Genomic DNA, 24,354 nt, shown 5'->3' with positions numbered 1-24,354 from the left:
CAAGACGAGGGTAAATTAGAGCAAAATCAATAGAATGTTCCCAAGCAGAACAAGCGAATAGGCCAGCGTCATCGGGATGATCGAATGGGTCTGGTTGTACGCATAGGAAGCCAGCGTGGAGGTTAAAAAGAAATAACCAAACTGCCGCACAAACAGATCGAAGGTTGCAGGAAGCAGACTGGCCGTGCACAGAAAGCCGAACAGGAAGCCGGAGATCAGAATTGTCATCGACTCGCTGACCTGCAGGTGAATCCGGTCGACAAAAATCTTAAATGCCAGCGTAAAGCTGAGGGCGTAACAGACAGAATAGGCCAGGACCATCACTGGGATAAAGAAGGTGTAGTGAAGCAGAATTTCGCGTTCCAGCTCTACTGGTCCCGGATGCAGGACGAAACGAGAGGCAAACTGCAGAAGAACGATTGCGATGAAGCAGATGACCGTAAACAACAGGCCGTCTTTGATATTTCCGGTAAACCGGCGCAGGTGCAGACTGAAAACATCCCAGTTCAGACTGACTAAAACCAACGCGGCAGCGCTGAAGATTAACGTATACGTGATCGTCATGGAATCGACGAACTGGTTCAGCCAGGCCGCACTGAGCGGCAGGGTGAAGTAAACGATTAAGGAAATGAGTATTTTAGGTATGGATATCGTTGTTTTATTCATGTGAAACCTCCGTCATTATTGTAATCTAAACCGGAATAATTGTCACGATGAAACCGTATTGTAAACTGTACAGGAGCCGGAAAATCGGCAATTTGTAAAGTTTAAGCTGGAAAATCAGTGAAAAAGTCCGCAGGAAATAAAAAAATTTACGATAAACGAGAAAAAACAAGGAATTTCGCGAAATTGCGCGAATAAGTATAATAGCGGGCATAAAATCCCGGAAGGAGGATACGCCATGAACAAACCGCTCAAAAGCCGCGAACAGGAAGGGGTAATCCGATATCTGACCCAATGTTACCGCAAATCATGTCAGCGCCTGAGACTGAACCGTTTTCTTGCGCCGGAGAAGAAGCAGGAGCATAAAGACCAGCAGCAATGCGATGAATTGACCGTTGCGTTGTACGAAAGCGCGCTGGAAGCGATGCCGGAAACCTATCGTGAAATCATCGTCCGGGAATTTCTGGATGAAAGCGCTGACGGCTGGTTCTATAATTACTATCCGAAAAGCACGTTTTACCGGCTTCGCCAGCGGGCGATCCATGAATTTATGGATTGCCTGAACGTGTAAAAAATGATATCATTTCCTGTAGAGGTGGAAAGATGGAAACGTTTGAACTGTTGAGGTCCTTGTTGGCTGAAAAGGTGAAAGACAACGCCGAAATTACACCCCGGACCAACCTCAGAGAGCTGGGCATTGATTCCGTGGATCTGGTGGAAATTCTCTTAAATTTCGAGGAAAAAATGAACCTGACCTTTGAGGATGAAGCCATGCTGAAACTGAGTACCGTTCAGGATGTGCTGGATTTGTCGCAAGAGATATCAAATTAGGAGGAAGCAGTATGTTAAAAGGTATCGCAGCATCGTCAGGAATCGCTATCGCAAAAGTGTATAAGCTCCAACAGCCGGTCTTGAATATCGAGAAGAAGGAATGTGACAGCGCGGCGGAGGTCGCGAAGTTCCAGGCTGCCCTGGTCAAGACGCAGGCAGATATTGAAGCGGTCAAGGCGAAAGCGGAAGGAAAACTTTCGGAGGAAGAGCTGGCGATTTTCGACGCTCATCTGATGATGGCGAACGATCCGGAACTGTCCGGACAGATTGAGGAAATGATCAAGAATGAAAGCTGCAACGCGGAATTCGCTACGGAAACCGTCGCGAACATGATGATTTCCATGTTTGAGTCAATGGACAATGATTATTTCAAGGAAAGAGCTGCCGATGTCAAAGACGTTACATTCCGTCTGAAATGCAACATCGTCGGCGCGGTCATCCCGGATCTGACGACGATTGATGAAGAAGTCATCATCGTGGCGGAAGATTTAACGCCGTCCGATACCGCCCAGCTGAATAAGCAGTATACATTAGGCTTCGCCACGGCGACCGGCGGCCGCACGTCGCATTCCGCGATCATGGCGAGAAGCCTGGAAATTCCGGCTGTTGTCGGCTGCGCCGGCATCATGGAACAGGCCAGCCAGGGCGATCTGCTGATTCTGGATGCGGTTGCGGGTCAGGTTATTCTGAATCCGACGCCGGAACAGGTCAAAGAATATGAAGCCAAGGCGGAAGCGTTCAAGGCTGAAAAAGAAGCGTTAAAGGTTCTCAAAGACGCCAAGAGCGTGACGATGGACGGTCATGAAGTTGAACTGGCCGGCAACATCGGAACGCCGAAGGATGTTGAAGGCGTTTTGAACAACGGCGGCGAAGGCGTCGGCCTGTACCGCACGGAATTCTTATACATGGACAGCGAACTGGACTTCCCAAGCGAGGAAGAACAGTTTGAAGCGTACAAAGCGGTTCTGGAAGGCATGGGCGGCAAGAAGGTCGTCGTCCGGACGCTGGATATCGGCGGTGATAAGAAGCTGCCATACTTCACGTTCCCGGAAGAAATGAACCCGTTCTTAGGCTACCGTGCGATTCGGCTGTGCTTGGACAGAACTGATATTTTCAGAACTCAGCTGCGCGCTTTAATCCGCGCTTCAGTCTACGGCAAGCTGTGCATCATGTTCCCGATGATCGCGACGCTGGATGAATTCCGTCAGGCCAAAGCCCTGTTTGAAGAAGAAAAGGCGAAGCTGGTCAGCGAAGGCGTTGCCGTTTCCGATCATATCGAAGTCGGAATGATGGTTGAAATTCCGGCAGCTGCGGTTCTGGCCGATCAGTTCGCCAAGGAAGCCGATTTCTTCTCGATCGGCACCAACGACCTGATTCAGTATTCCATGGCGGCCGACCGGATGTCGGAAAAGGTTTCTTACCTGTATCAGCCGCTGAACCCGTCTATCCTGCGTCTGGTCAAGATGACGATCGACGGCGCGCACAAGGAAGGCAAGTGGGTCGGCATGTGCGGCGAAATGGCCGGCGATGAGCTGGCGGCGCCGGTATTGTTAGGCCTGGGCCTGGATGAATTCTCCATGTCCGCTTCCAGCATTCTGCGCACCCGCAAGATGATCCGTTCCCTGTCCAAAAAGGAAATGGAAATCATGGCGGAAAAGGCCCTGCAGTGCAGCAATCTCAAAGAAGTTACAGAATTAGTGAAAAACAGCTTAAAATAATGTAAAATAAAGAGTGGAACTCCACTCTTTATTTTTATGCGCAGGTGATAGACCATGAAAAGAGTCCTCTTTATTTCTTCAACAGGCGGCCACTTAACCGAGCTCTTGCAGCTGGAGCCGCTGTTTCAACGCTACGAAGCTTCGTTAGTTACGGAAAAGACAAAATCGAATGCTTCCTTAAAACAAAAATATGGAAAACGTATGCATTATCTGGCTTACGGCACAAAGCAGCATCTGCTGCCGTATCTGTTTATTTTTGCGTGGAATATCCTCAAAAGCTTCGCGCTGTTTATCCGCATCCGTCCGGACGTCGTGATTACGACCGGAACGCATACCGCGGTGCCGATGTGTTTTATCGCACATTTCTTCAAAAAGAAAGTGATCTGGATTGAGACGTTCGCCAATTCCACGACGCAGACGGAAGCCGGCAAGCTGGTTTATCCGATCGCCGATCTGTTTGTCGTCCAATGGGAATCAATGCTGCAGCTGTATCCGAACGCTGTGATGGGAGGGTGGATTTTTTAATGATATTAGTAACATTAGGTACGCAGGACAAAGCCTTCCCGCGATTGTTGGAAGCGATTGAAACACAGCTGGAGAAGGGGACGATCAACGATGAAGTCATCGTCCAGGCCGGCTGCACGGTCTTTGAATCCAAACAGATGAAGCTGTTTGATTTGATTCCGATGGAACAGTTTGATCAGCTGCTGGCCCAATGCGATCTGTTGATCACGCATGGCGGAGTGGGGACAATTATGGCCGGACTGCGGCTGGGAAAAAAGATCATCGCCGCGCCGCGGCTGGCACAATATCACGAACACCACAACGACCATCAGACGGAGATTGTGTCGAGCTTTGAGCGGCAGGGGTATCTGCTGGCGCTGCACGATTTCGACCGGCTGGGCGAGGTGCTGAAGCAGGCTGAGACATTTCAGCCGAAGCCCGTTGTCAGCAACACCGCGAACATGATCGAATTGATCGACAACTGGATTCAGACAAACGCGTAAGCAAAAAACAGGACGGTAGAACGTTGTTTTTTTGCGGCCTTCGGTGGAAATGAAATGTGAATTTCAACCATTTTAAAGAAAACGATCGGGCAGGCGAAGACTGTAAAAATTCAACGACAGGGGGAGAAACTTTTATGAAATTTTTAGCATCGGATTATGATGGAACGCTGCGGTTAGCGCCGCAGGTGGACCCGGGGACCGCCGCGCGGGTCGCCCGGTTTCAGGAACATGGACATCGCTTCGGGATTGTGACCGGCCGCGCGTTAAATACGATTTTTGACGAAGCGCATCACAATCAGGTCGACCCGGACGTCTTCATCTGTTCCAACGGCGCGCTGATTGCGGATCGTGAAAAGAACATTTTAGCGGCGCACTGGATTCCGTTTGACCGGGCCTGCGCTTTAATTGAATATCTGAAACAATCGGATTTTGAATCATTTACCTTCTGTAATGGCGAGGACAGCGGTTATCATGTCAACGAGCACATCGTGCAGAGTCCGCGTTCGTTAGAGCGGCGGGAAAAGTTTTTCGCCAAAACGATCAGCGAGGCCATGGTGCTGGCGAAAGGCCGGATGATCTCGATGGCGGCCTGGATCAGCGACCGCGGCCGGATGGCGGAGATGCAGGCGGAAATTCAGGAGAAGTTCGGCGACGCGGTGGAAAGCTATCTCAACCGCGGCACGTTGGATATCGTCGCCCGGGGTGTATCGAAACAAACCGGCGTTGAAGCGGCGGCAGCCTGGCTGAAAGCAAACGAAGTGTATGTCATCGGCGACGATTATAACGATCTTCCGATGATTGAAGGATTGAACGGCTTTGCGATGAGCTCGGGTGTGGAAGCAGTCAAAGCCGCCGCAAGCAGACTGTTCGATACCGTTGACGCATGTCTGGACTATCTGGAAAGTCCGTCTCGATCAAATTGAATTCCGGACCGGAGCTGATCATTCAGATCAAAATCCGGTCTTTTTTTGGGAGATCTTTGTGTTCACTCCATGAATGAGCGGACAACGAATACTGCGAGGACGTGTATTTTAAGGGCCTCAGCGATTTCAGACATGGGATAGTATGCGTTTACAAGGCCCTGCAGGCGCAGGCTGAGCGAACGTTTTGAATCTTAAGATAAAAAAAGCAGCGGCCTGATGCAGACCGCTGCTTTGCTTCCTGGAACAAGATCAGAAGCTGAAACTTATTTTACCTGAGCTAAAGCGTTGTTGACCGCTTCGATGATTGCTTTGGAAGTAACCGTCGCGCCGGAGATCGTATCGACTTCTGTTCCGTTAGCTTCAACGATCGCCTTTGGCAGCTGTTCGATAGCCGGATCAGAAATATTCTCGGATTCGGAATGTTCAACGATTTCAACGTTAGCGATCTTGTCGCCGTCCATCGTGACTTTGACGACGAGCTTGCCGCCCATGCCGGTGCCTTCGCCGATATATTCGTTATCCTTGGTTTCGTAGCTGGTTTCTTTGTTCAGATCGGTGACTTCGCCCAGCTTGGTCGGCGTGGATTCCACCTTCGGCGCGAGCGTGTATTCCGGCAGTGCGTCCTTGGCCGCTGCAGCGTTCTTGCCTGCGATCTGACCGAAGATGATGCATTCCGCCAGGTTGGTGCCGCCCTGATAATGTTCAGAGGTGATGCCGCCCATTTCGCCCGCGGAATACAGATGCGGAATCGGGTTGCCCTTGACGTCCAGAATTTCGGCGTTTTCATTGCGCTTCGGACCGCCCTGAGTGTTCAAAATTTCGGCTTTGACCGGGAAGGCGTAATACTTTGTGCCGTCGAACGGCCGCATCGTTTCCCCATCGCGGTGATACTGTTCGTCAACACCCTGCTTGGCGTAATCGTTGAAATTCGCGATCGTCGCTTTCAGCTGATCCACTTTCATGCCGGTCTTTTCCGCCAGCTCTTCCAGCGAGGAAGCCTCGACGACCTGAGCACGGAACTGTTCCGGAATGGCTTCCGCTTCCGCAATCAGATCGGCCTGCGTCTGATCGTAAACCGTCCACATTTTATCTGGATACGTCGGGTTATGCCATGTGCCGTTCATGTAGACATGACCATGCCGGACTGGAACGGATTCGTTGACGAACCGGTCGCCATCCATGCCTAGCAGAACCAGCGCGCCGGTGTTCAGCGGCCCCTGGCTTAAGACCTGAATCTGCGAAGCGCGCTGGCCTTCTTCGACGTTGAAAGAAACGCCGCCTAAGCCGAAGCCGCCTTCGTAAACATGCATGTGCCACAGATCGGCGCCGACGGCCTGCGCCATCTTGATGCCGTCGCCGGTGTTGTATAGACCGCCGATCGGGGCATAGTCGGTCAGACCAATATAGTTCTGAACCATTTCTTTGTTGTCTTCAAAGCCGCCGGTGCATAAGACGACGCCATTGAGGGCGCGGATATGACTTTCCTGGCCGTCACGGGTTACCTTCACGCCGATGATCGTGCCGGACATCGGATCCTGAATCAGTTCAGTTGCCGGTGTTTCAAACCAGACGTCGATCTTGTCTGCGTTTTTAACGACCTGTTCTTTTAAGATCTGATACAGATGAGAATCGCTGGTTCCCATATGCGTCGTCCATAAGCCGACCGTCTCGGAACCTTCAAATTCCGGATATTCCGGGGACATGACGCCGATGACCGGGAATCCCGTCCAGTCGACAAAATCGTCTTTGTTTAAACCGAAATCGTTGACGAGAATTTCCGCCATGTTGGCGACGCCGTTAACGATGACGTCCAGCGAGGCTTCCGGAACTTCCGTATCCCCGGCCAGCGCCTGATAATATTTCTTCGTTTCTTCCACATTGCCGTTGCCATAGGCAAACAGCTGGCCGGCGACCTTGGAGTTGCCCCCAGCTTCCCCCTCGGTGCATTTCTCGACGATCAGAACGGATGCGCCGTTCTCTGCGGCCGTCTTGGCAGTTACGGCTCCGGACGCTCCGAAGCCGGCGACGACGACGTCATATTCCGCATCCCATTTCACGGTATCCGCGAAGGTATAACCGCCGGCTGCCGGGGCAGACGTGCCGCCGTTGGTGGTTGCGCAGGCGCCTAAGCTAAGAACGCAAAAGGCCGCCGTTGCGAGTGCTAACAGCTTTTTCATTTCATTTTCCTCCCTTTATGTTCATATTTTATCATGATAAAAATTGAACATGACCTGCGAAAAATTTTGCGTTGGCAAAAATTTCCGTTTGTCTCTTCTGCAATTCCTGAAATCATGGTACGATTACACCATGGAAGAGAAAAGATTGCTGGAAAAAGCGTCGACGGACTTTGTCCGCGACAACATGCTGATCAACTATTGTCTGTGGGATGACAATGAGCTGTTGATCGAAAGCTTTGTAAAAAACAACCGGATTCCGCTGCGGTTTGATCTGACTGATTATTATTTCTGCATCACAGGGATTGACAAGAAATATAATCTGATCGACGATTCTGAAATTTTTCAGCGGCAGGTGGAAAATACGTACGTCATCTATGATGAAATCGAGGCGTTGTTAACGGAAAATCATTGCCGGGGAAACAGCTTTTTGATCAAGGTCGATAATTCCAAACAAATGGCGGTGCTGTTCAGCCGGGATTCAGACTGCACGATCCGTGCGGAACAGGTGTGTGAACAGCTTCACCGGCATTTTATCGCGCGTCCGCCTTATGCCCCGGGAAATCATCGTTTTATCGCGACGTCGATGGCCGGGCCTTACCACGGCTATGAAGGCATGCATCCGGCTTATTTAAAAGCCCGGCAGCTGAACGATCTGCGTTTCTTTGAGGTCGCGTGTCCGGTGATTACCGAGCAGGTGCTGCAGCAGCGGATTGATCCGGGGGTGTTGGCGATCTATGAAAACGGCCGGCGGCTACGCAACGAGCTGTGTACGGGGAATCTGCCGGCAGTGCTGGAACAGGTGAATTATGTGTTTGATCATCTTGTCCGCAGCTCGCTCGATATGAACTGCTGCCGGGCGGCGCACACCTTTGTGATCGCGACGCTGAGCTTGTTTGTCAAGGTGTACGGGATAACGCTGGATCTGAATTTCGGACCGCAGGATTTTTTCTCACTCAGCGAATATCAGGCGCATCTGGAAAATCAGATCCGCAGGCTGTATAAGGACGGAAACGGCGGGCCATGGTATTCGCCCGAGGTGCTGCTGGCGATGGGATTTATCCATGAGAATTATCGTAAGGATATTTCGCTGAAGCTGGTCGCGGAGTACACCAATACCAACGTCAGTCATTTAAGCAGCGAATTCAACCGCCAGACCGGCAGCTCCCTGCCCGATTTTATCTCCGGCCTGCGGATTGAAAAAGCCCGTTTTTATCTGAAGAATTCCACGCTGACCATCGCTCAGATCAGCCGCGAGGTGGGCTTTAGCAGCGAGCGGTATTTCACGGAGATCTTCAAGAAACGCTGCGGGAAAACGCCGATCCAGTATCGCGCGCAGCTGAACATGGAGGAAAGTGAGCCCTTTAGAGAATAAGCGGGGGATGGATCAACTCCGATTAACACAAGGAAGGAAACAAATCGAAACGATGAAAAAGAATTCGGGCCATGGATGAGCGGTGTTGGGGAAATGCGGCTTATTACTGCGGCAGCTGTCCGACCTGTATTCAGGGAATCTGTCCTGACTGTGTGATGGCGCATAAGCCGGAGGATGGTTTTACCCGCGACGGTGTGCTTCATCAGGAATTGACAGCCTGTGGGGAATGCGATTTCCCATGCGAGACGATTATGACCCGTTCGCGCTGCACGGTGCTGGATAAAGAGGGGCTCTCGATGGAAAAAACGGACAATTTTAGTAAAATAAAAACGCTTCCGGCGGGTGCCGGAAGACGTTGCTCTTGTGTTCTATCAGGATTATCCGGTGCGGGGAAGATCATTTCCTGTCCGGATTTTTTTATTTGGAGGCAGTCGGTCAAACGTTATTGGATCAAGGATAAATCGGAATTGAGGAAAGCGTCAGACTTCGCAGTACTGGAACGCTTCGGCAGTTGGCAAATCCCGCGCCAACAGAGGACCGCCGCCAGAACAAACCCCAGTCCGCCGATCAACCCCGTCAGATCCGGACCGACTAACGGCATAACGCTGCCCGCGCTCAGCAGGGCTGAAGCGGCGTAGCGGTCAATCCCGTTTAAGGACGCATGCCACAGAGCGCAGGTCCACACAGATTCACTTCGAAATTGCAGCCAGGCCAGGATGATCCCCTGAATCAAACAGAGCCACAGCTGCATCAGCACGCCGAGCAGCGGATGATCGGTTCCATAATTGTAGCCCAGCAGGATGATCGGCGCATGCCATAAGCCCCAGATCAAAGCCGTTACAACGACGGATTTCCGCGTGCCCAGGACATCGCGCAGCCGGGGAAGCAGCCAGCCCCGCCAGGCCAGTTCCTCGCCCAACGCCGGAATCAGTCCGCCGAAGGGATTGACGAGAACCGCAAGCAGCACGACTGGAAGCAGCTGTCTTCCATACGCACCCGGCTCCGCAAGGCCGTTATTGACCGCAAAGCGCGAGGCCAGCGGCTGAAACTGCGATGGGAAAATCAGGAAGTAGAGTCCGGCTCCGGCAAAGGCCAGCAGGGGCGGAAGAAACCAGCTCAACGCATAACGGGAAAGGTTGCGCTTGAATTTTGGCCGCAGAAACAAGGAGCGGCGCTCATGCGTCAGCCTGTTGACGATCAGCGCGCTGAGCGCCGGCGTCAGCATCAGCAGCGAAAGCAGCGTGTTATCGCGATTGCGGGCGTATAAAACGGTAAACAGGCTGAGAAAGGCGAGGGTCAGCATGGCGAACAGGCCGAGCTGTTTTTTCTGATATGCAGTAAATTGTGTCATGAGGATAGTCTCCTTTCTGTTTAAAAGCGGATGTGAAACAACGAACCGTTCAGGAAATCCAGACTGACGACAATCTTTCCATCTTCAATCCAAATCGTCTGGTACCATGGCTTCGAGGGACCGGCGGCTAACGCATCACGACCTCCGGCTGCCAAGCCCGCGCCCACGATCAGCGAACCGGTCAGAACGAAGAACAGGCCGGCGATCAACGCCTTTTTTCTAAAATTTCGGATTACCATTTTTTTACCTCCTGGAAAAACAGAGAACGCAGATTCTGCGCTGTTTTCATCACCGCGGATTTAAACCACGGAATACTGAGCGACGCGCCTAATGCCGCCAGAATTAAACCGCCCAGCGCCATCATTCCGACGCCGAACTGAATGATGCCGGCCGTGAACGAGACGGTTCCCATTACAAACGGGCTGGCGCTGACGCTGACCAGCGCGACGAATAACAGGCTGACCGTCAGCACGACGCAGAGAAACGGCACGCAGCCGGCGATCAGAAAGCCTGCCAGCAACACCATCAATCCCGCCAATAACAGGGCGCCCCACAGGGGGAAACCCAGCACGAGCAGAATGACGGTCAGTCCGCTGTTCAACGGCAATGAAAATTTAAATTTCAGACTGCCGCGGTCCTCGAGAAAAGCTTTCGCCATCTGCCCGGGCGTTTCCAGCTGAGCGACGGCCTCGGCTTCCGAGAAGCCGTTTTCGATTCGATCCTCGATCATCTCCCGGGCGTAGTTGAAACAAATTTCTTTTTCCGGCTTCGGCAGCCATTTCAGCGCTTTGTTTAAAGCATCAAGATATTCTTTTTCAGTCATGGTGAACTTCTCCTTTTATAAAATCGATCACGGTCATCACCGCTTTCCAATCATCCAGAAAATCAGCGATGTGCCGGCGGCCGCTGTCCGTCAGCCGGTAATATTTACGCAGCCGGCTGTTATGCTCGACGGAATAGGTTTCCAGATCGTGACTGGCTTCCAGGCGTTTAAGAATCGGATATAATGTGGATTCAGAGATCTCAATGACCTGGGAAACGTCTTTGATGATTTGATAACCATAGGAATCCTGCTTTGCCAGCGCGGCCAGCACGCAGATTTCCAACAATCCCTTTTTTAGTTGACTATCCATGATTACCTCCTTACGTGTTATACTATATATCGCGTAGTATAATGCGTCAAGCAGTATTTTGAATTTTTGGACTATTTTGTTTTTCGGCTGCCTTTTTCTTTCAACGTCATAAAGTGGCGTCAAGTCAGACTGATGCCGCGGAGCGGAAAGTTGCTTCCCTGGAGGACCGGCTGCACGAGCTGGATTATCTGAAAAATCCTGCGTCAGATTGACGGAAACAAATGATGTTTAAGCAAGTTGAATACTCCCTGAAACGGGAATTTATCGGTAAAGGAAAATTAATCTTTTTGGAAATCAAAAAGAACAATCCCCGGCAGCCTTTAACCATGCCAACCGGGATGATGCAGCCTGTACAGCCGCCATTTGCGCGCACAAAAAAAATGGAACAGGCTCCCATGGAGTTCTGTTCCATTTTTGATCGGTATACGGCAGGGATTTGTTTCGGAGGGAAATTCTCAGCGCCTTCTGCAATTTTGTTACAGCGTGCAGTGCTCGATTTTCCCGTCGATGATCGTGGTCAGACAGGATGTCAGATTTTCAAACGGCATGCCGTCGAAGATCGCGACGTCCGCGTCTTTGCCGGCTTCTAACGAACCGACGTGGTCTTCCAATCCCAGCAGCCGGGCTGGACGGATCGTCACGGATTCCAGCGCGGTCTCAAAGCTCAGTCCGTAACGCATCGCAATGCCGATATCGCTTGGCAGCCAGACGGTGTCGGAAGCGCCGTCCGCGGTCAGGCAGAAGTTGATGCCCGTCTTTTCAAAGACCGCCGGCGTGTCCTGGCGGCAGCCCCAGATTTCAAATTTCATCGGTCCCATTTTTAACGGTCCGACAACTGCCGTGATGTTCTTTTCTTTTAAGAATTCCTTGATCTTATAGCCTTCCGTGCAATGCTCGATGGCATAGCTCAGCTTAAATTCCTCAGCGATCCGGATTGCGGTGACGATATCATCCGCCTGGTGGCAGTGAATCCGGCAGCGGCGTTCACCGCGGACAACCGGGACCAGCGGATCCAGCCGGAAATCCGGTTCGACGTAAAAGCTGGAGTCTGTTTCCGCTTTTTTTAATTTATCCGAGTAGACTTTCGCTTTGAATAACGTTTCCCGCAGCACGGCGCCGGTCCCCATTCGGGTCATCGGCATTTTCTTATCCGGGCCATAGCAGCGCTTTGGATTTTCGCCCAGCGCCATTTTCATGACTTCCGTGCCCGGAATCATCATTTCCTGAACGGTCGCCGCGTTTTTCAGCTTGAAGGAAAAACCGACGCCGCCGATGACGTTGGCGCTGCCCGGCAGTGTGCAGCAGGTCGTGAAGCCGGCGTTTCTGACCTTCGGGATCGCTTCGTCAAACGGGTTGAACGCGTCCAGCATCCGCACCTGCGCGGTGACGGGATCGGTAATTTCGTTGGCATCCATCGTCGAAGGCATCCAGGCCGGTTCGTTTAACCCCGACAGATGGCTGTGGGCGTCGATCAGCCCCGGCGTCACCCATTTGCCGGAAGCATCGAGAATTTCCGCGCCTTCCGGAACGGCGATATTTTGACCGACCGCCGTAATTTTGCCCTGATCGATCAGCAGGGTGCCGTCTTCGATGACGCCCTGCGTGACAGTCAGCAGCTTTCCATGAATAATGGCGATCATAAATCACCCTCCTGCCGGACAAATTCCGGTTTTCCGTCAATGATGACCTGTTCGCACAGCGTCAGATTGGAGAACGGCATGCCGTTAAAGATCGCGATGTCCGCGTCTTTGCCCACCTCCAGCGAACCGATCCGATCGTCCAGCTTCAGAAGCTTCGCCGGATTGATCGTCACGCATTTTAACGCCTGTTCAAAGCTGAGGCCATTGCGCATTGCGATGCCGACGTGAACCGGCAGCCATTTCGTGGCGGAGGAATCGTCCGCCATCAGACAGAAATCCTCAATTCCGGCCTTTTCAAAGACGGCCGGGGTATCCTGACGGCAGCCCCAGATCTCAAATTTCTGCGGCCCCATTAACAGCGGACCGATGATAACCTTGGTCTTTTTCGCCTTTAAGAAATCCAGAATCTTATACCCTTCGGTGCAATGCTCGATCGTGTAATCAAGGTTGAATTCCTCGGCAATCCGGATCGCCGTGACGATGTCGTCAGCGCGGTGGCAATGGATCCGGCAGCGCATTTCGCCGCGGACGACCGGAACCAGCGCTTCTAAATCAAAGTCACGCTTGACGTCTTTGCCCGCAGCCAGCGCGTCGCTGTATTGCTTCGCGTCGAATAACGCTTTGCGCAGCACCGCGCCGGTGCCCATCCGGGTCATCGGCATTTTCTTTTCCGAGCCGTAGCAGCGCTTCGGGTTTTCGCCCAGCGCCATTTTCATCATTTCCGAACCTTCGATCGCAATTTCCTGAACGGTCGCCGCGTTTTTCAGCTTGAAGCTCAAGCCGGTGCCGCCGATGACGTTGGCGCTGCCCGGCCCGGTGTAGCAGGTCGTAAAGCCGGCCGACCGCGCCGCACCGATCGCCATGTCGAAGGGATTCAGCGCGTCGATGCCGCGGATCTGAGCGGTGACGGGTGAGGTGACCTCGTTGCCATCGCCGATGTGCGGCATCCAGTGCGGTTCGTTAAAGGTAGAAATGTGCGTGTGCGCGTCGATCAAGCCCGGAGTCACCCATTTTCCGGAAGCGTCGATGACCTCAGCTCCCTGCGGGATCGCGAGATCCTTGCCAATCGCTGTGATCTTGCCGTTGTCGAGAAGCAGCGTGCCGTCTTCAATCGTACCGTTGACGACGGTCAGCAGCTTGCCGTGTGTAATAGCTATCATTGTATGTCCCCCAATCTCTATGAACTCATTGTATCGTAAAACCAGTGAAAATCAATCCGTGATCCCAATCATTTTCATTAAATATCGAGCGTTGCGCTGCGTACAGCGGCCCGGCTTGAGCTTGTAATCAAAGAAAATCTTCTGATTCTGGTAATGTTCCTCAAAATGAACGTTGACTAAGGAAAGTCCCGTTTGTTCCTGCAGGGCGCACAACTCAAAGTCGTGCGTCGTGATCATCGCGCGGATCCATGGGTGATTCAGGTGGCGAAGTACCTGAGCGCTGCCGTCGATCCGATCCAGCGAGTTGGTGCCCTTGAAGATTTCGTCGATCAGCACCAGCAGCGGTTTTTTCTGAGGCACGGCGTCGATGATCCTGCGGATTCTTAACAGCTCGCCATAGAAGGTGGAGATGCCCTCGTTGACGTCGTCGCGGATCCGCATCGAGGTTAAAACGGTAAAGCCGGACGTATCCATGCTTTGCGCGCAGACGGGACCGCCGGCTGCGGCCAGAATCTGATTCAGACCGATCGTGCGCATGAACGTCGTCTTGCCGGACATGTTGGAGCCGGTGACCAGTGTCAGCGAATGATCGAGGGTGAAATCGTTGCCGATTGCCTGATCGGGATCCAGCAGCGGGTGAGTCAGCTGCGTAAATGCCAGAACCGGCGTCGTTTCCTCATGCAGCTTCGGCATGCAGGTCTGCGGATGCGTCAGCGCGATCAGCGCCAGCGATTCCAGCGATTCCAGCTGTCCCAGCAGTTCCATCACGGCGATCCACGTCTGCCCGGCCTGAGCCTGCCATTGATTCCAGGCCCCCACGCATTGCAGATCCCACAGCAGCAATAACTGCGCCGGCAGGTAGAGAAACGGATTGGCCTGCAGCGACAGCCGGTTTAACAGCCCGTCGAGCTGCTTTACGCCCTGAAGCAGTCCCTGCGGCTGGCGAATCCGGGTTTTCAGCGTGTCGATCAAGGGGCTGGACAATTCCGACTGATCCAGCTTCTGACAACGGGTCAGGCAGTTCTGCAGCCCCTGCCGGACCTTTGCGACGGTCTGCAGGCGGCTGTGCACGGTCCCGAGGGAAAACAGGGCGAGCGCGGACTGGACAAAAAAGATCAGGATGAAGCACAGCGGCGAGATCCAGCGTAGCAGCGTCAGCCCCAATAACGTCAGCGTCACCGCTGGCATCCAGCGGATAAACCAGCCGGGAATCAGCAGTGTGATCGGCTGGACAAGCTCATTCAGCTTGTCGGAAGCCATTGCGGCGGCTGTCGTTGACGTCAGACCGTGCGTGCAGGTCCAGTCCGCAAGCATGAAATCGGGATTCTGCGCCAGAACGGTCACGGTTTCCTGACGCTCGCGGATCGTTTCGGCCGCGGCTGAATCTTTAAAACAGGACGCCAGCGCCGTCTTCCCCTGCGGCAGGACCGCCATGCAGCAGAACTGATATAACGAACGCGGTCCGAACACGTCGAGATCGGCCAGCGCGGGCTGATCGTCGTCTAAAAATTCCGCGCCGGTTTCCGGCGCCTGCTGCCAACGGCCGTCAAACCGCGCCAGACAGCGATGGAGCACTTCGATTTGCGCCTGCGCTTCAAGATAGAACCGGTTGTTTTTCTGATGCGCCAGCATCGCCAGACAAAACCCGGTCAGACTCAGGATCAGGATCGGCCCATAGCCCCTCCGACCGTCGACGACTTGAAAAAAAGCCCATGCCGCGATTAAAAATAAACCGAAGCGAACCCCGGCGATCTGTGAGTTTTTGCGATGGAGCTGAGCGCTTCGTCGCTGCGCCTGAGCCAGCTGCGTTTCCCATTGTTGTTTGTGCATCGGATTCCTCCTTTTTTAATTCTGTGCAATAGCTTTAGTATAAGCCAGATGTCGTTGAAAATCAAAGTAGGAAAGCCTCGTTCGCACCTCAGGTAAACCTTGGATGGAAATAAAATCACCGCAGAATTTCTAAATCTGCACGCAAAGCGGCAAGGGTCGCTATTTCCATTCTTAAAAAAATATGCGATAATAAAAAAGCATTCAGCGCAGCAAGTGATTTTTCCCCGACCACTGTGGCCGAGGGGAGAAATCGTCAAAAACAAGTTTTACTGTGAAGCGCACAGAGAAATCGGGTGTCTTCACGGACATGAGATCCAATCCTGCCGCTTTAGCAGAGACCGCCGTACTCCGGTTAATAAACGGGGGATGGAAACAATACAGTTCTGAATCAGAGAACAGGAGCGATGCACTATGGAATCAATGGTCGTCTTTCATCGTTGCCGCAGTCTGGCGGCAACCGATGCTTTTTATATTCAGCAATTAGGGCTGAAACTTTGGCATACGCAGCCGGGCTGTCATATTTACGACAGCGGTTATGGCTATCTGGGCTTTGTGGAAAGCGTGGATTTTGAGCTTCCGGCCTATTCGTGCATTTCCTTTAACTGCGCCGATGAGGCTGAAGTCGACGCGCTGTACGAAAAATTCAAAGACATGAAGGGAGCTTCCGCTCCCCGGCGGCATCCGCAGTTTGCCGTGTATTCCTTTTTTATTCAGGATCCGGACGGCTACACCGTGGAATTTCAGAAGATTGAAAAGGAGGGGAAACAATGAGTGATCGGATTATTCAGACGGTAACGCCGCGTCAGCTGCGCCGGGAATTCAATGGCGTCGGACTGACGTTTCTGGTTGTCTTTGCGCTGGCCGTCGGCGCGGCCTTTGGCTATCAGCGGCTCGTTCCGCTGCTGGAGCCGTATTATCAAACGGTTGACCGTCAGGCAGCGGAAGCTGGAATCCGGATCGCCGTGACGCTGATCGTCATGCTTCTTCCCTTTCAAGCGTATGCCGCGATAAAGAAAATGAAGACAGGGCGGTTTTTCGGGCGTTGTCAGGGCGAGTGGCGCGATATTCTCGAATTGACATTGATCGGTCTGGCACTGAATCTGCTTCTGACTTTTATCGTCGGAATTCTCTCGCTGGTGCTCAGCTGGTCCAATATTCAGTTCACATCATCACAGCTGATCCTGCAGGGAAAATTACCGGCGGTCATCCTGAATGTGATCCAGACGGCAGTCGTGTTCCCTTTTTGCGAGGAATTTATTTTCCGCGGCGTCTGCCTGCGCAGTTTTGGCCGGATGGGTAATTATTTCGCGATCTTCGCCAGCTCGCTGTTGTTTTCTCTGATGCACGGTAATCTGATCAACATTCTGCCCTCATTCTTTCTGGGCGCTTTTCTGGCGGTTGTGACGATGCGCTTCAATTCAATTCTGCCGGCGGTGATCATCCATATCGCAATCAATTTGCAGACGGTCGCTTTACAGCTGGTGCCGGTGCAGTATTCATGGGTGATCGGATTAAGCTGCGTCATCATTTACGCCCTGGCGCTAATCGCGCTGATCCGGCGGCGGCATAAGCGGATCATCGTGCGCCGGGAAGCAAATCCGTGGATTTTAATCCAGCAGTTCTTCCTGTCCTGGGCGATCGTGATCACGCTGATCGTCTACGGCGTACTGAACATCCTGACGCTAAAATTGTAAGGGAAAACCGGCCTGTCCGGTTTTTTTGTTTTTTCAGCGGGGAAATGCGAAACACGAAGGAGGGGAGCGGATTTGTTTTGCGGATGGAGAAAAACGGTGCTACACTGATTTCATCAGAAACGGAGTTGATGGGATGAAAACGACTTTTACTTATGATCATTATGCGGATTATGCCGAGCTGACGGCGCGGCTGGTCTATTTTAGTGAGCATTACCCGGACTTTGCCTGCTTAAGGAGCTTGGGAAAAACCCCGGAAGGGCGCGATTTGTGGGCGATGGAGGTGACGGACTTAAGCTGCGGGGATTTCGATGAGAAACCGGCGCAGCATATCGACGGAAACACGCATGCCGGGGAAGTGACGGGGTCGATGGCCGCGCTGCATCAGCTGGATGTGCTGTTGACCGGACACGCTGAACCGCAGATCGCAAAACTGCTTCGGGCTTATACGTTTACGTTTATCCCGCGGATTTCTCCGGATGGCGCGGAGGTTTATCTGAAAACGCCCCAGCTGCTGCGCTCCGTCAACCGGGTTTCAGGGAAAGAACAGTCCGGCGTCGTCCGGCAGGATCTGGATCAGGACGGTGTGATTCGCTGGATGCGGATTCCCGACGAAACCGGAGCGTGGGCGGCGGATGAGGAAGAACCGCGGTTATTGCGCCGGCGGCGGCCGGATGAAATGGACGGCGTGTTCTATACAGTGATGCCGGAAGGCATGCTGCGTGGGGAGAAGGGGGAAATTCTTAAAGCGGCCCCAGCCCAATGGGGGCTGGACTTCAACCGCAATTATCCGTGCTGGTGGAAGCCGCAGCAGCCGGGAGCGGGAAACTATCCGCTGGATAATCCGGAAACCCGTGCGGTGGCGGATTTTCTGATCGCTCATCACAATATCGGCGTGATGGTTACTCATCATACCAGCGGCGGTATGATTCTCAATCCGCCGGGACCGTTTTCGGAAGCTGAACAGGATCCGCTGGATCGGAAAATCTATCATGCGATTGGCGCGCTGGCAACCGAAGAGATGGGTTATCCGTTATTGAATTTATACGATGGCTTTCACTGTACGGAAACCGATTATGCGGCCGGCGCGGGCGATGACTGGGCTTATCTGAACCGCGGAATTTTCGCAGTGACGGCCGAGCTGTGGGATTTGCAGAGCCGGGCCGGGATCAGCGTGGAAGATCAGCTGGATCCGGATTTGAGCGAGGCGCAGCAGTTGCAGCAGCAGAAATTAACGTTGGCCTGGATCGACGCTCATTGTCCGCAAGCCTGGAAGCCGTGGACGCCGCTGAAGCATCCGCAGCTGGGCGAGGTGGAGATCGGCGGGCTGGATTATAAGTTTACGATCCAAAACTGCCCGCCGGCGTATCTGCGCGAAGAATGCGAAAAAGCCACGCGGTTTGCGCTGCGTCAGGTCTGCCTGCTGCCAAGACTGGCGATTTTGCGTTTTGAGGCTCAACCTTTGGGGCATGACTTCGTGAAAGTGACGGCGGAGATCGTCAACCGCGGCTATCTGCCGACGTGGATCAGCCGGCAGCGCCAGGCGATGAAGCTGGCGGAACCCATTCAGATTACGTTGGAGGGCGCAAAGATTGTGCAGGGACAGGCGCGCAGTGAAATGGAAGCGCTGGAAGGCTATGGTCAGGATCAAACAGAGTTGTCCTTTTCCAGCGTCTATGGTCAGACAGCCGCGCTGCGGAAGAAAATAGAATGGATTGTTCGTGCACCTGCAGGAACGACTGTGCGGTTAAACGTCCGCTGCGCTCAGGCTGGACAGGCGTCAGCCTGCTGTGTGATCGATTGAACTCTTTTGGGGTTCTGTGCGCTTATTTCGGCAAAGGAGAAATGAATGGCGGAATTAATGAAAGCAAGAATTAACGCTGACTCGCTCGGCGAACTGGCGCGCAGAATCAAAGAGGTCTATCCCCTGTTTTTAAACGAGGCGTTTGTCAGCGAGGTTCTGGACGCGGAGTGGGAGTCGCTTCAGCTGAAAGCCCGGATCCGGAAGATGGCGCTTGCCCTGGGCAAATATCTGCCGGCGGATTACACTCGCGCGGTGACGATTCTTGAGCAGGTGGCGGTTTGGGCTGAGCACAAAAGTGAGCATGTGCGGCGGCTGGCCAGCGAGGGCTGCCGTCCGCAGCTGCCCTGGGGCCAGGCGTTAGCGAGCTTCAAGCAGAATCCGTTGCCGGTGCTGCGAATTCTCGAGCTGCTGAAAGCGGATCCCTCGCCGTATGTTCAGAAAAGCGTGGCGAACAACCTGAACGATATTTCCAAGACGCATCCCGAGCTTGTGCTGGAAACGGCGCGCCGCTGGCAGGGGCAGAACGCGATCACAGACGCAATCCTCAAACATGGCTGCCGGACATTGCTGAAAAAGGGAAATCCGGAAGCGCTGGCGCTGTTTGGACTGGCGGAGAATGCCAGTGTAAAGACGGCGGAATTCACTGTGATGACGCCGGTCGTGCGAATTGGTGAAGATCTGGTTTTTTCCTTTGTGCTCAGCGCGGAAACCGACGTTCGGGCGCGGCTGGAATATGCGGTTGACTACATGAAGGCCAAAGGGAAACGCAGTCGGAAAAACTATAAAATATCCGAGCTTACCTTAAAGGCAGGCGAGAAACGGAAATATGTAAAAAAACAACACTTTGCCGACACAAGCGTCAGAAAACATTACCCGGGACGCCATTCGGTCACCCTGATCATCAACGGCTGTCCGCAGGGAACGCGCGATTTTGAGGTCACAGCGGCAGAATAACCAAAACGTCTTTCCCGACCATTTTCCATTCAGAAGAGATCGCAGCAAGGTTGTCTAAGCAACAACGATAAAAAAAACAGGAACAAGCTTCATCCGGGCCATAGCGGCGCAGATTTGGCTTGATTCCTGTTTTTATTTCATCTTCCTGAGCCGGTCAGATTTCAGAATGAACTGGAATCAACCTCAATTCTGGCTCAGATTCATCAAAAAATTAGGCGCTTAGACGGCGCGGCCGGCGTCGTTGCCCGCATGGATCGCCTTGGCGATATTGAACGGATTGGCACAGTCGCCGACGGCATAGGTTTCCGCTACGGTCAATCCTTCCAGCAGGCTGGTGTTCGGCAGCATGTCGGCGGCGTTGACGATCGCGTCGCAGGCGATTTCCATCTCCACGCCGGTTTCGGTCAGGATGACTGCTTTGTTCTGATTGACCGATTTTAATGAAGCCTGCGGCCAGGCGCTGAAGCCCAGCGAATACAACGCCGTGGTCATCATTCGCATTGCGTGCTGCGATTGCTGCATATCCATTTCCGCGGCTGTATTCGGCGTGATCATCGTGACGTGCTTTTTGTGAACGGTCAGCCACAGAGCGGCGTCGAAGGCCTGGGCATTGGAGCCGTAGATGAGGACGTTTTCCCCCATTTCCGTAAACATGAACGATTCCATGTCGATCACCGGAGCACTGCCGTCGCCTTCCACCTGCAAAGTGTCGCGCAGCCCCCCGGCAGCCAGAATAACGGCATCCGGTGCTTCCGCGTTGATCTTGGCGGCGTCGACTTCCACGCCGGTTTCCACTTTGACGCCGGTAATTTCCAGCTGACGGATCAGATAGTTCTTGAAATCCTGCAAGTTTTCATGCGGACCCTTGACGGTATGCGCGAAATCCAGCAGGCCGCCCAGCGTCCCTTTCTTTTCATACAAGGTCACGTCGTGGCCGCGGGCTGCCGCAATCCGGGCTGCTTCCATTCCAGCCGGGCCGCCGCCGATCACCATGACTTTTTTCGCTTTTTCGATCGGCGGCAGTTCATACGCTGCAGGTCCGCCTTCACGCATGACGCGCTGGGTCAACGCGTTGACGCGGCAATAGCCGGCCATCGCGTTGGCTTCGTTGCTTCCGATATGGCAATGCAGACAGCGGGTGCACGGCGCGATCTCATCAATCCGTCCCTCACGCAGCTTATTGACATATTCGGTATCGACGGTTAACGGCCGGGTCATCAGGAAGAAATCTGCCTTGCCGTCTTCCAGCGCCTGTTCGAAGAAATCCGGAGCGTGCGCCGGGTCCATGTAAGTGACGACGCCGCAGGGAATGCTGACGGCGGCCTTGTAGCGGGCCGCGACGTTCAGAAGCATGCCGGCGCCCTGCGTATCGCCGATCAGCTGGCCCTGCCAGTGCTTTTTGAAATCATACTGCGTGCCGAAGCCGGACGCGCCTTCGATGCCGTTTAAGATAAAGTACAGATCGCTGCCGAACTGCGCGACGTGATGACCCAGCGGACCTAAGCGCAAATGCATGGAATCCGCGCCGGCGGCCTCAAACAGCTTCGCGAAAGCGATGCCTTCCTCTACCGTCGTGATTTTTGTGCGCGGCGTTGTGACCGCGTTGTCCAACGTCATTAACGTCGGATTGTTGGCGACGTTGTCGTTTTCCTCAATCGCGTCGATTAAGATCTGAACATTGAAGTCCGCACCGCAGGCTTCCTTGATCTTGGCGATGCACTCCGTGACGAAACGGGCGCGGTTTTCCAGACTGGTGCAGCCATATTCGTCCGTGCGTACGTTGTAGAAACGGGACAGGAAATGTTCGCCCATATTGAAGCCGGCGGCGTTGATTTCAAACGCTTTGAAGCCCAGCTGCTGCATGCCCTTGGCGATCTGCGCGCCGCGGTCTTCGATCGCCTGAATCTGTTCGACGCTCATTTCATTTTCCCCGGCGCCGAACTGCGCCCACTGATAGCCCAGGCTGGCGCCATACTTCGCGCATTCTGCGACCAGCTTCTGACCGAAGGCCAGAGTTTCAGCGTCGTAGCCGCTGCCGTCGGCAGGAATTTCCAAAGCGGAAATCCCTTCCACATAAATCATCTCAACGCCGCCCTTGGCGAAATTGATATAATATTGAAGCAGTTCATCCGTTAATCCGGCCAGATAGGTTGCGGATCCGGCTGCCGATTTGACCATCCGGTGGCTGAGCTGAAGCGAGCCGATGGTCAGCGGCGAGAACAACGTTTTCAATTCTTTGGTGTTGCTGCGGTAGTCGTCGCGCTGCGGATTGAGATAAGCTGCGGCGATTTTGTCGTTTTCCGGAGCCGGCGAAGACGCAGGGGCATCGGGGGTTTTTTCATTTTCAGCCGAACAGCCGACTAATCCGGCTGCCATGAGGGTTAATGCGGTGGCGCCGCTTCCTTTTAAGAAGTCGCGTCTTGAAATTTTAACCATAGGTATTGATCCTCCTCTTATGCTATAATTTTAACAAGGCAATGGAACCGTATTCATCATCCGATTGCTAGATTATTCACAGAGTATTTCGTGCAAAATGCCGAAAAACCGGGAAATAAGGGGAAATCAGGCGGGACATCCGCTGAAAGGGGAGAATTAATGATGCAGAGTCAGGCGTTGATCGCCGCTGTCGCAGGCGGTTATGCCATATCCATCCCGCGGGATTTGGGCGAAATGCCGATCACCTGCTGTCAGCTGATCTTTGAGCTGCCGGCTGTGCTGACGCCCGCGACCTTGTATATCCAGGCTGAGCCGTTTACGTTGGATCCTTCGGCCTATCCGCAATGCTTCTTTCTGTTGATGGAAGCCAGCGCGCCAGCCTTTAACGCCGCGGTTTATCATACCGGCAGCGCGCTGGATTTATACCAGACGCTCTCTGCGCTGCTGACCGACACCGACGTGTACGCGCAGGCGCTGTCCGCGCTGGGACGGGCGGCGAGTTCGGGCGAGGGCATTACTGCGCTGGTGAAAACCGCCTGTCAATACATTCAGAATCCGATCCACGTTCTGGATAAAATGTTTTCCCTGATCTGTTCCTGGCCCGATGAACCCTGCGGCAATCCGGTTTACGATTATTTCCTGATTCACAAGGAACCACATCCGGAATATCTGCGCCATGTCGAAACAGCGATCATGCGGTTCAGCCAGCACCATATCCGCTGCGCTCAGCTGGTCGATTACAACAAAGAGCGGCTCAAGTTGATCAGCTGCTCGATCGGCGCTTTGCCGCATCTGTTAGGCGGCATTGAGGTATTGCAGCTGAACCGTCCGTTTACACAGACCGACGTGCGTCTTGTCGATCAGCTCGCGCTGCTTTTACAGATCGAGCTGTTTAAAGCGAACAATGCGGCGGAAAAGGCGGATACGCAATTTGAACTGCTGATTCAGGATATTCTGCACGGCCGGTTTTTCCATCCCGAAATTCTGCGCTCGCGGCTGCAGGCGTTTCCGCACTTGCTGAACCGCAGCTTCTGCCTGTTGTTAAGCCAGATTCCAAAAAGCAAAACCTGCACGCTGAAATACTACAATGAGGAAATCAACCGCCGCGTGCAGGTCATTGAAAGTTTTCAACATCAGAACGATCTGTATTTTCTGCTCGATCCGCAGGATTGGAACGAAGACCGGCAGGAAGCGCTGAATACGCTGGCGCTGCAATCCGAGACGTTGATGATCGTCAGCGATCCGATCGAAAACCTCGCCAGCTGTCCGATCGTCGTAGCGATGCTTCAGGGGGGATTGACGGTGACGGACGCCCTGAGCGGTCTGGTTGCTTTCCGCGATCTTTATTTTAAGACGCTGCTGCACACTCTGTCCTGTCACAGCGCGTTAGCGCTGCACGATTTTGTCCATCCTGGAATTCAGCGCTTAAAAGACTTTGATCAGACGCATCAGACAGACTTTCTGGCGACGTTTAAAACCTATCTGCAATCCCAGTGCAGTCCGACAAACACGGCCGCCGCACTGCATCTGCACCGCAACTCCCTGGCTTACCGGATTCAGAAAGCCCGCCAGATCAGCGGATTTGCCAGTGAGAATCCCAAGGATTGCCAGAATTTTCTGTTGTCGATCCAGATTGACGAATACCTCGGCCCATGAATTTCAGC

At 53.4% G+C, this 24,354-nt stretch carries 22 protein-coding genes; 12 read left to right on the top strand and 10 right to left on the bottom strand.

The window, feature by feature from the left end; genetic code table 11:
* Window positions 1-15: 15 nt before the first annotated feature.
* On the bottom strand, window positions 16-666 hold the full coding sequence (locus tag I2D94_RS02060) for a hypothetical protein (RefSeq protein WP_195395442.1): 651 nt from the start codon (window positions 664-666) through the stop codon (window positions 16-18).
* A gap of 235 nt (window positions 667-901) precedes the next feature.
* On the opposite strand from I2D94_RS02060, the gene I2D94_RS02055 reads away from it, so the two are divergent.
* From I2D94_RS02055 to I2D94_RS02030, 6 genes are all read left to right on the top strand, one after another.
* Window positions 902-1,234 carry an MG284/MPN403 family protein gene (locus tag I2D94_RS02055; protein ID WP_195395441.1) on the top strand — a complete coding sequence of 111 codons (333 nt, stop codon included), beginning with the start codon at window positions 902-904 and terminating at the stop codon, window positions 1,232-1,234.
* A gap of 32 nt (window positions 1,235-1,266) precedes the next feature.
* A complete protein-coding gene (locus tag I2D94_RS02050) occupies window positions 1,267-1,494 on the top strand; it encodes a phosphopantetheine-binding protein (RefSeq protein ID WP_006059269.1) in 228 nt (75 codons plus the stop codon).
* Window positions 1,495-1,505: 11 nt separating this feature from the next.
* Window positions 1,506-3,212, top strand: coding sequence for a phosphoenolpyruvate--protein phosphotransferase (ptsP, locus tag I2D94_RS02045; RefSeq protein ID WP_195395440.1), 1,707 nt, complete (start codon window positions 1,506-1,508; stop codon window positions 3,210-3,212).
* Window positions 3,213-3,266: 54 nt separating this feature from the next.
* Window positions 3,267-3,737: a PssD/Cps14F family polysaccharide biosynthesis glycosyltransferase gene (pssD, locus tag I2D94_RS02040; RefSeq protein ID WP_072684939.1), complete on the top strand. Its 471-nt coding sequence runs from the start codon at window positions 3,267-3,269 to the stop codon at window positions 3,735-3,737.
* A complete protein-coding gene (gene pssE, locus I2D94_RS02035; protein ID WP_072684940.1) occupies window positions 3,737-4,219 on the top strand; it encodes a PssE/Cps14G family polysaccharide biosynthesis glycosyltransferase in 483 nt (160 codons plus the stop codon). Before pssD ends, pssE begins: the two co-directional genes overlap by 1 nt.
* 134 nt (window positions 4,220-4,353) lie before the next feature.
* Window positions 4,354-5,142 (top strand): HAD-IIB family hydrolase, encoded by a 789-nt coding sequence (locus I2D94_RS02030; RefSeq protein ID WP_195395439.1) that lies wholly within the window; start codon window positions 4,354-4,356, stop codon window positions 5,140-5,142.
* Window positions 5,143-5,405: 263 nt separating this feature from the next.
* On the opposite strand, the gene I2D94_RS02025 is transcribed toward I2D94_RS02030, so the two are convergent.
* Window positions 5,406-7,319, bottom strand: a complete 1,914-nt coding sequence (locus I2D94_RS02025; RefSeq protein WP_195395438.1) for an FAD-dependent oxidoreductase — start codon at window positions 7,317-7,319, stop codon at window positions 5,406-5,408.
* Window positions 7,320-7,449: 130 nt separating this feature from the next.
* On the opposite strand from I2D94_RS02025, the gene I2D94_RS02020 reads away from it, so the two are divergent.
* Window positions 7,450-8,691 (top strand): AraC family transcriptional regulator, encoded by a 1,242-nt coding sequence (locus tag I2D94_RS02020; RefSeq protein ID WP_159432808.1) that lies wholly within the window; start codon window positions 7,450-7,452, stop codon window positions 8,689-8,691.
* A gap of 442 nt (window positions 8,692-9,133) precedes the next feature.
* On the opposite strand, the gene I2D94_RS02015 is transcribed toward I2D94_RS02020, so the two are convergent.
* From I2D94_RS02015 to I2D94_RS01985, 7 genes are all read right to left on the bottom strand, one after another.
* Window positions 9,134-10,042: a CPBP family intramembrane glutamic endopeptidase gene (locus I2D94_RS02015; RefSeq protein ID WP_195395437.1), complete on the bottom strand. Its 909-nt coding sequence runs from the start codon at window positions 10,040-10,042 to the stop codon at window positions 9,134-9,136.
* Window positions 10,043-10,062: 20 nt separating this feature from the next.
* On the bottom strand, window positions 10,063-10,281 hold the full coding sequence (locus I2D94_RS02010; protein WP_072684944.1) for a hypothetical protein: 219 nt from the start codon (window positions 10,279-10,281) through the stop codon (window positions 10,063-10,065).
* On the bottom strand, window positions 10,275-10,865 hold the full coding sequence (locus I2D94_RS02005) for a DUF1700 domain-containing protein (protein WP_072684945.1): 591 nt from the start codon (window positions 10,863-10,865) through the stop codon (window positions 10,275-10,277). The genes I2D94_RS02010 and I2D94_RS02005 overlap by 7 nt, the downstream gene beginning before the upstream one ends.
* Window positions 10,858-11,175, bottom strand: coding sequence for a PadR family transcriptional regulator (locus tag I2D94_RS02000; RefSeq protein ID WP_072684946.1), 318 nt, complete (start codon window positions 11,173-11,175; stop codon window positions 10,858-10,860). The genes I2D94_RS02005 and I2D94_RS02000 overlap by 8 nt, the downstream gene beginning before the upstream one ends.
* Window positions 11,176-11,651: 476 nt before the next feature.
* Window positions 11,652-12,815 (bottom strand): amidohydrolase, encoded by a 1,164-nt coding sequence (locus tag I2D94_RS01995; RefSeq protein WP_072684947.1) that lies wholly within the window; start codon window positions 12,813-12,815, stop codon window positions 11,652-11,654.
* The gene (locus I2D94_RS01990; RefSeq protein ID WP_195395436.1) at window positions 12,812-13,975 is read right to left on the bottom strand and encodes an amidohydrolase; all 1,164 of its coding nucleotides are present in this window, start codon (window positions 13,973-13,975) and stop codon (window positions 12,812-12,814) included. The genes I2D94_RS01995 and I2D94_RS01990 overlap by 4 nt, the downstream gene beginning before the upstream one ends.
* Before the next feature lie 51 nt (window positions 13,976-14,026).
* The gene (locus I2D94_RS01985; RefSeq protein ID WP_195395435.1) at window positions 14,027-15,805 is read right to left on the bottom strand and encodes a MutS family DNA mismatch repair protein; all 1,779 of its coding nucleotides are present in this window, start codon (window positions 15,803-15,805) and stop codon (window positions 14,027-14,029) included.
* 411 nt (window positions 15,806-16,216) lie between these two features.
* Between I2D94_RS01985 and I2D94_RS01980 the strand changes: the two genes are divergently transcribed.
* The 4 genes from I2D94_RS01980 (at window position 16,217) to I2D94_RS01965 (ending at window position 20,254) form a co-directional block, all read left to right on the top strand.
* Complete coding sequence (locus I2D94_RS01980) at window positions 16,217-16,576, top strand: VOC family protein (RefSeq protein WP_195395434.1); 360 nt, start codon at window positions 16,217-16,219, stop codon at window positions 16,574-16,576.
* Window positions 16,573-17,499 carry a CPBP family intramembrane glutamic endopeptidase gene (locus I2D94_RS01975; RefSeq protein WP_195395433.1) on the top strand — a complete coding sequence of 309 codons (927 nt, stop codon included), beginning with the start codon at window positions 16,573-16,575 and terminating at the stop codon, window positions 17,497-17,499. Before I2D94_RS01980 ends, I2D94_RS01975 begins: the two co-directional genes overlap by 4 nt.
* A 133-nt stretch (window positions 17,500-17,632) precedes the next feature.
* Window positions 17,633-19,300: a M14 family metallopeptidase gene (locus I2D94_RS01970; protein WP_195395432.1), complete on the top strand. Its 1,668-nt coding sequence runs from the start codon at window positions 17,633-17,635 to the stop codon at window positions 19,298-19,300.
* 45 nt (window positions 19,301-19,345) lie between these two features.
* Window positions 19,346-20,254: a DNA alkylation repair protein gene (locus I2D94_RS01965; RefSeq protein ID WP_195395431.1), complete on the top strand. Its 909-nt coding sequence runs from the start codon at window positions 19,346-19,348 to the stop codon at window positions 20,252-20,254.
* A gap of 219 nt (window positions 20,255-20,473) precedes the next feature.
* Here the strand turns inward: I2D94_RS01965 and I2D94_RS01960 are convergent, their stop codons facing one another.
* A complete protein-coding gene (locus tag I2D94_RS01960) occupies window positions 20,474-22,690 on the bottom strand; it encodes an FAD-dependent oxidoreductase (RefSeq protein WP_072684954.1) in 2,217 nt (738 codons plus the stop codon).
* Window positions 22,691-22,849: 159 nt separating this feature from the next.
* On the opposite strand from I2D94_RS01960, the gene I2D94_RS01955 reads away from it, so the two are divergent.
* Complete coding sequence (locus I2D94_RS01955) at window positions 22,850-24,346, top strand: CdaR family transcriptional regulator (protein ID WP_195395430.1); 1,497 nt, start codon at window positions 22,850-22,852, stop codon at window positions 24,344-24,346.
* Window positions 24,347-24,354: the final 8 nt, after the last annotated feature.

Origin of the sequence: Holdemania sp. 1001302B_160321_E10, from assembly GCF_015552275.1 — a bacterium.
Classification (GTDB): Bacteria; Bacillota_I; Bacilli_A; order Erysipelotrichales; family Erysipelotrichaceae; genus Holdemania.
Note: the sequence above shows the minus strand (reverse complement) of the source record. Positions and strands in the feature narration are given on the sequence as shown.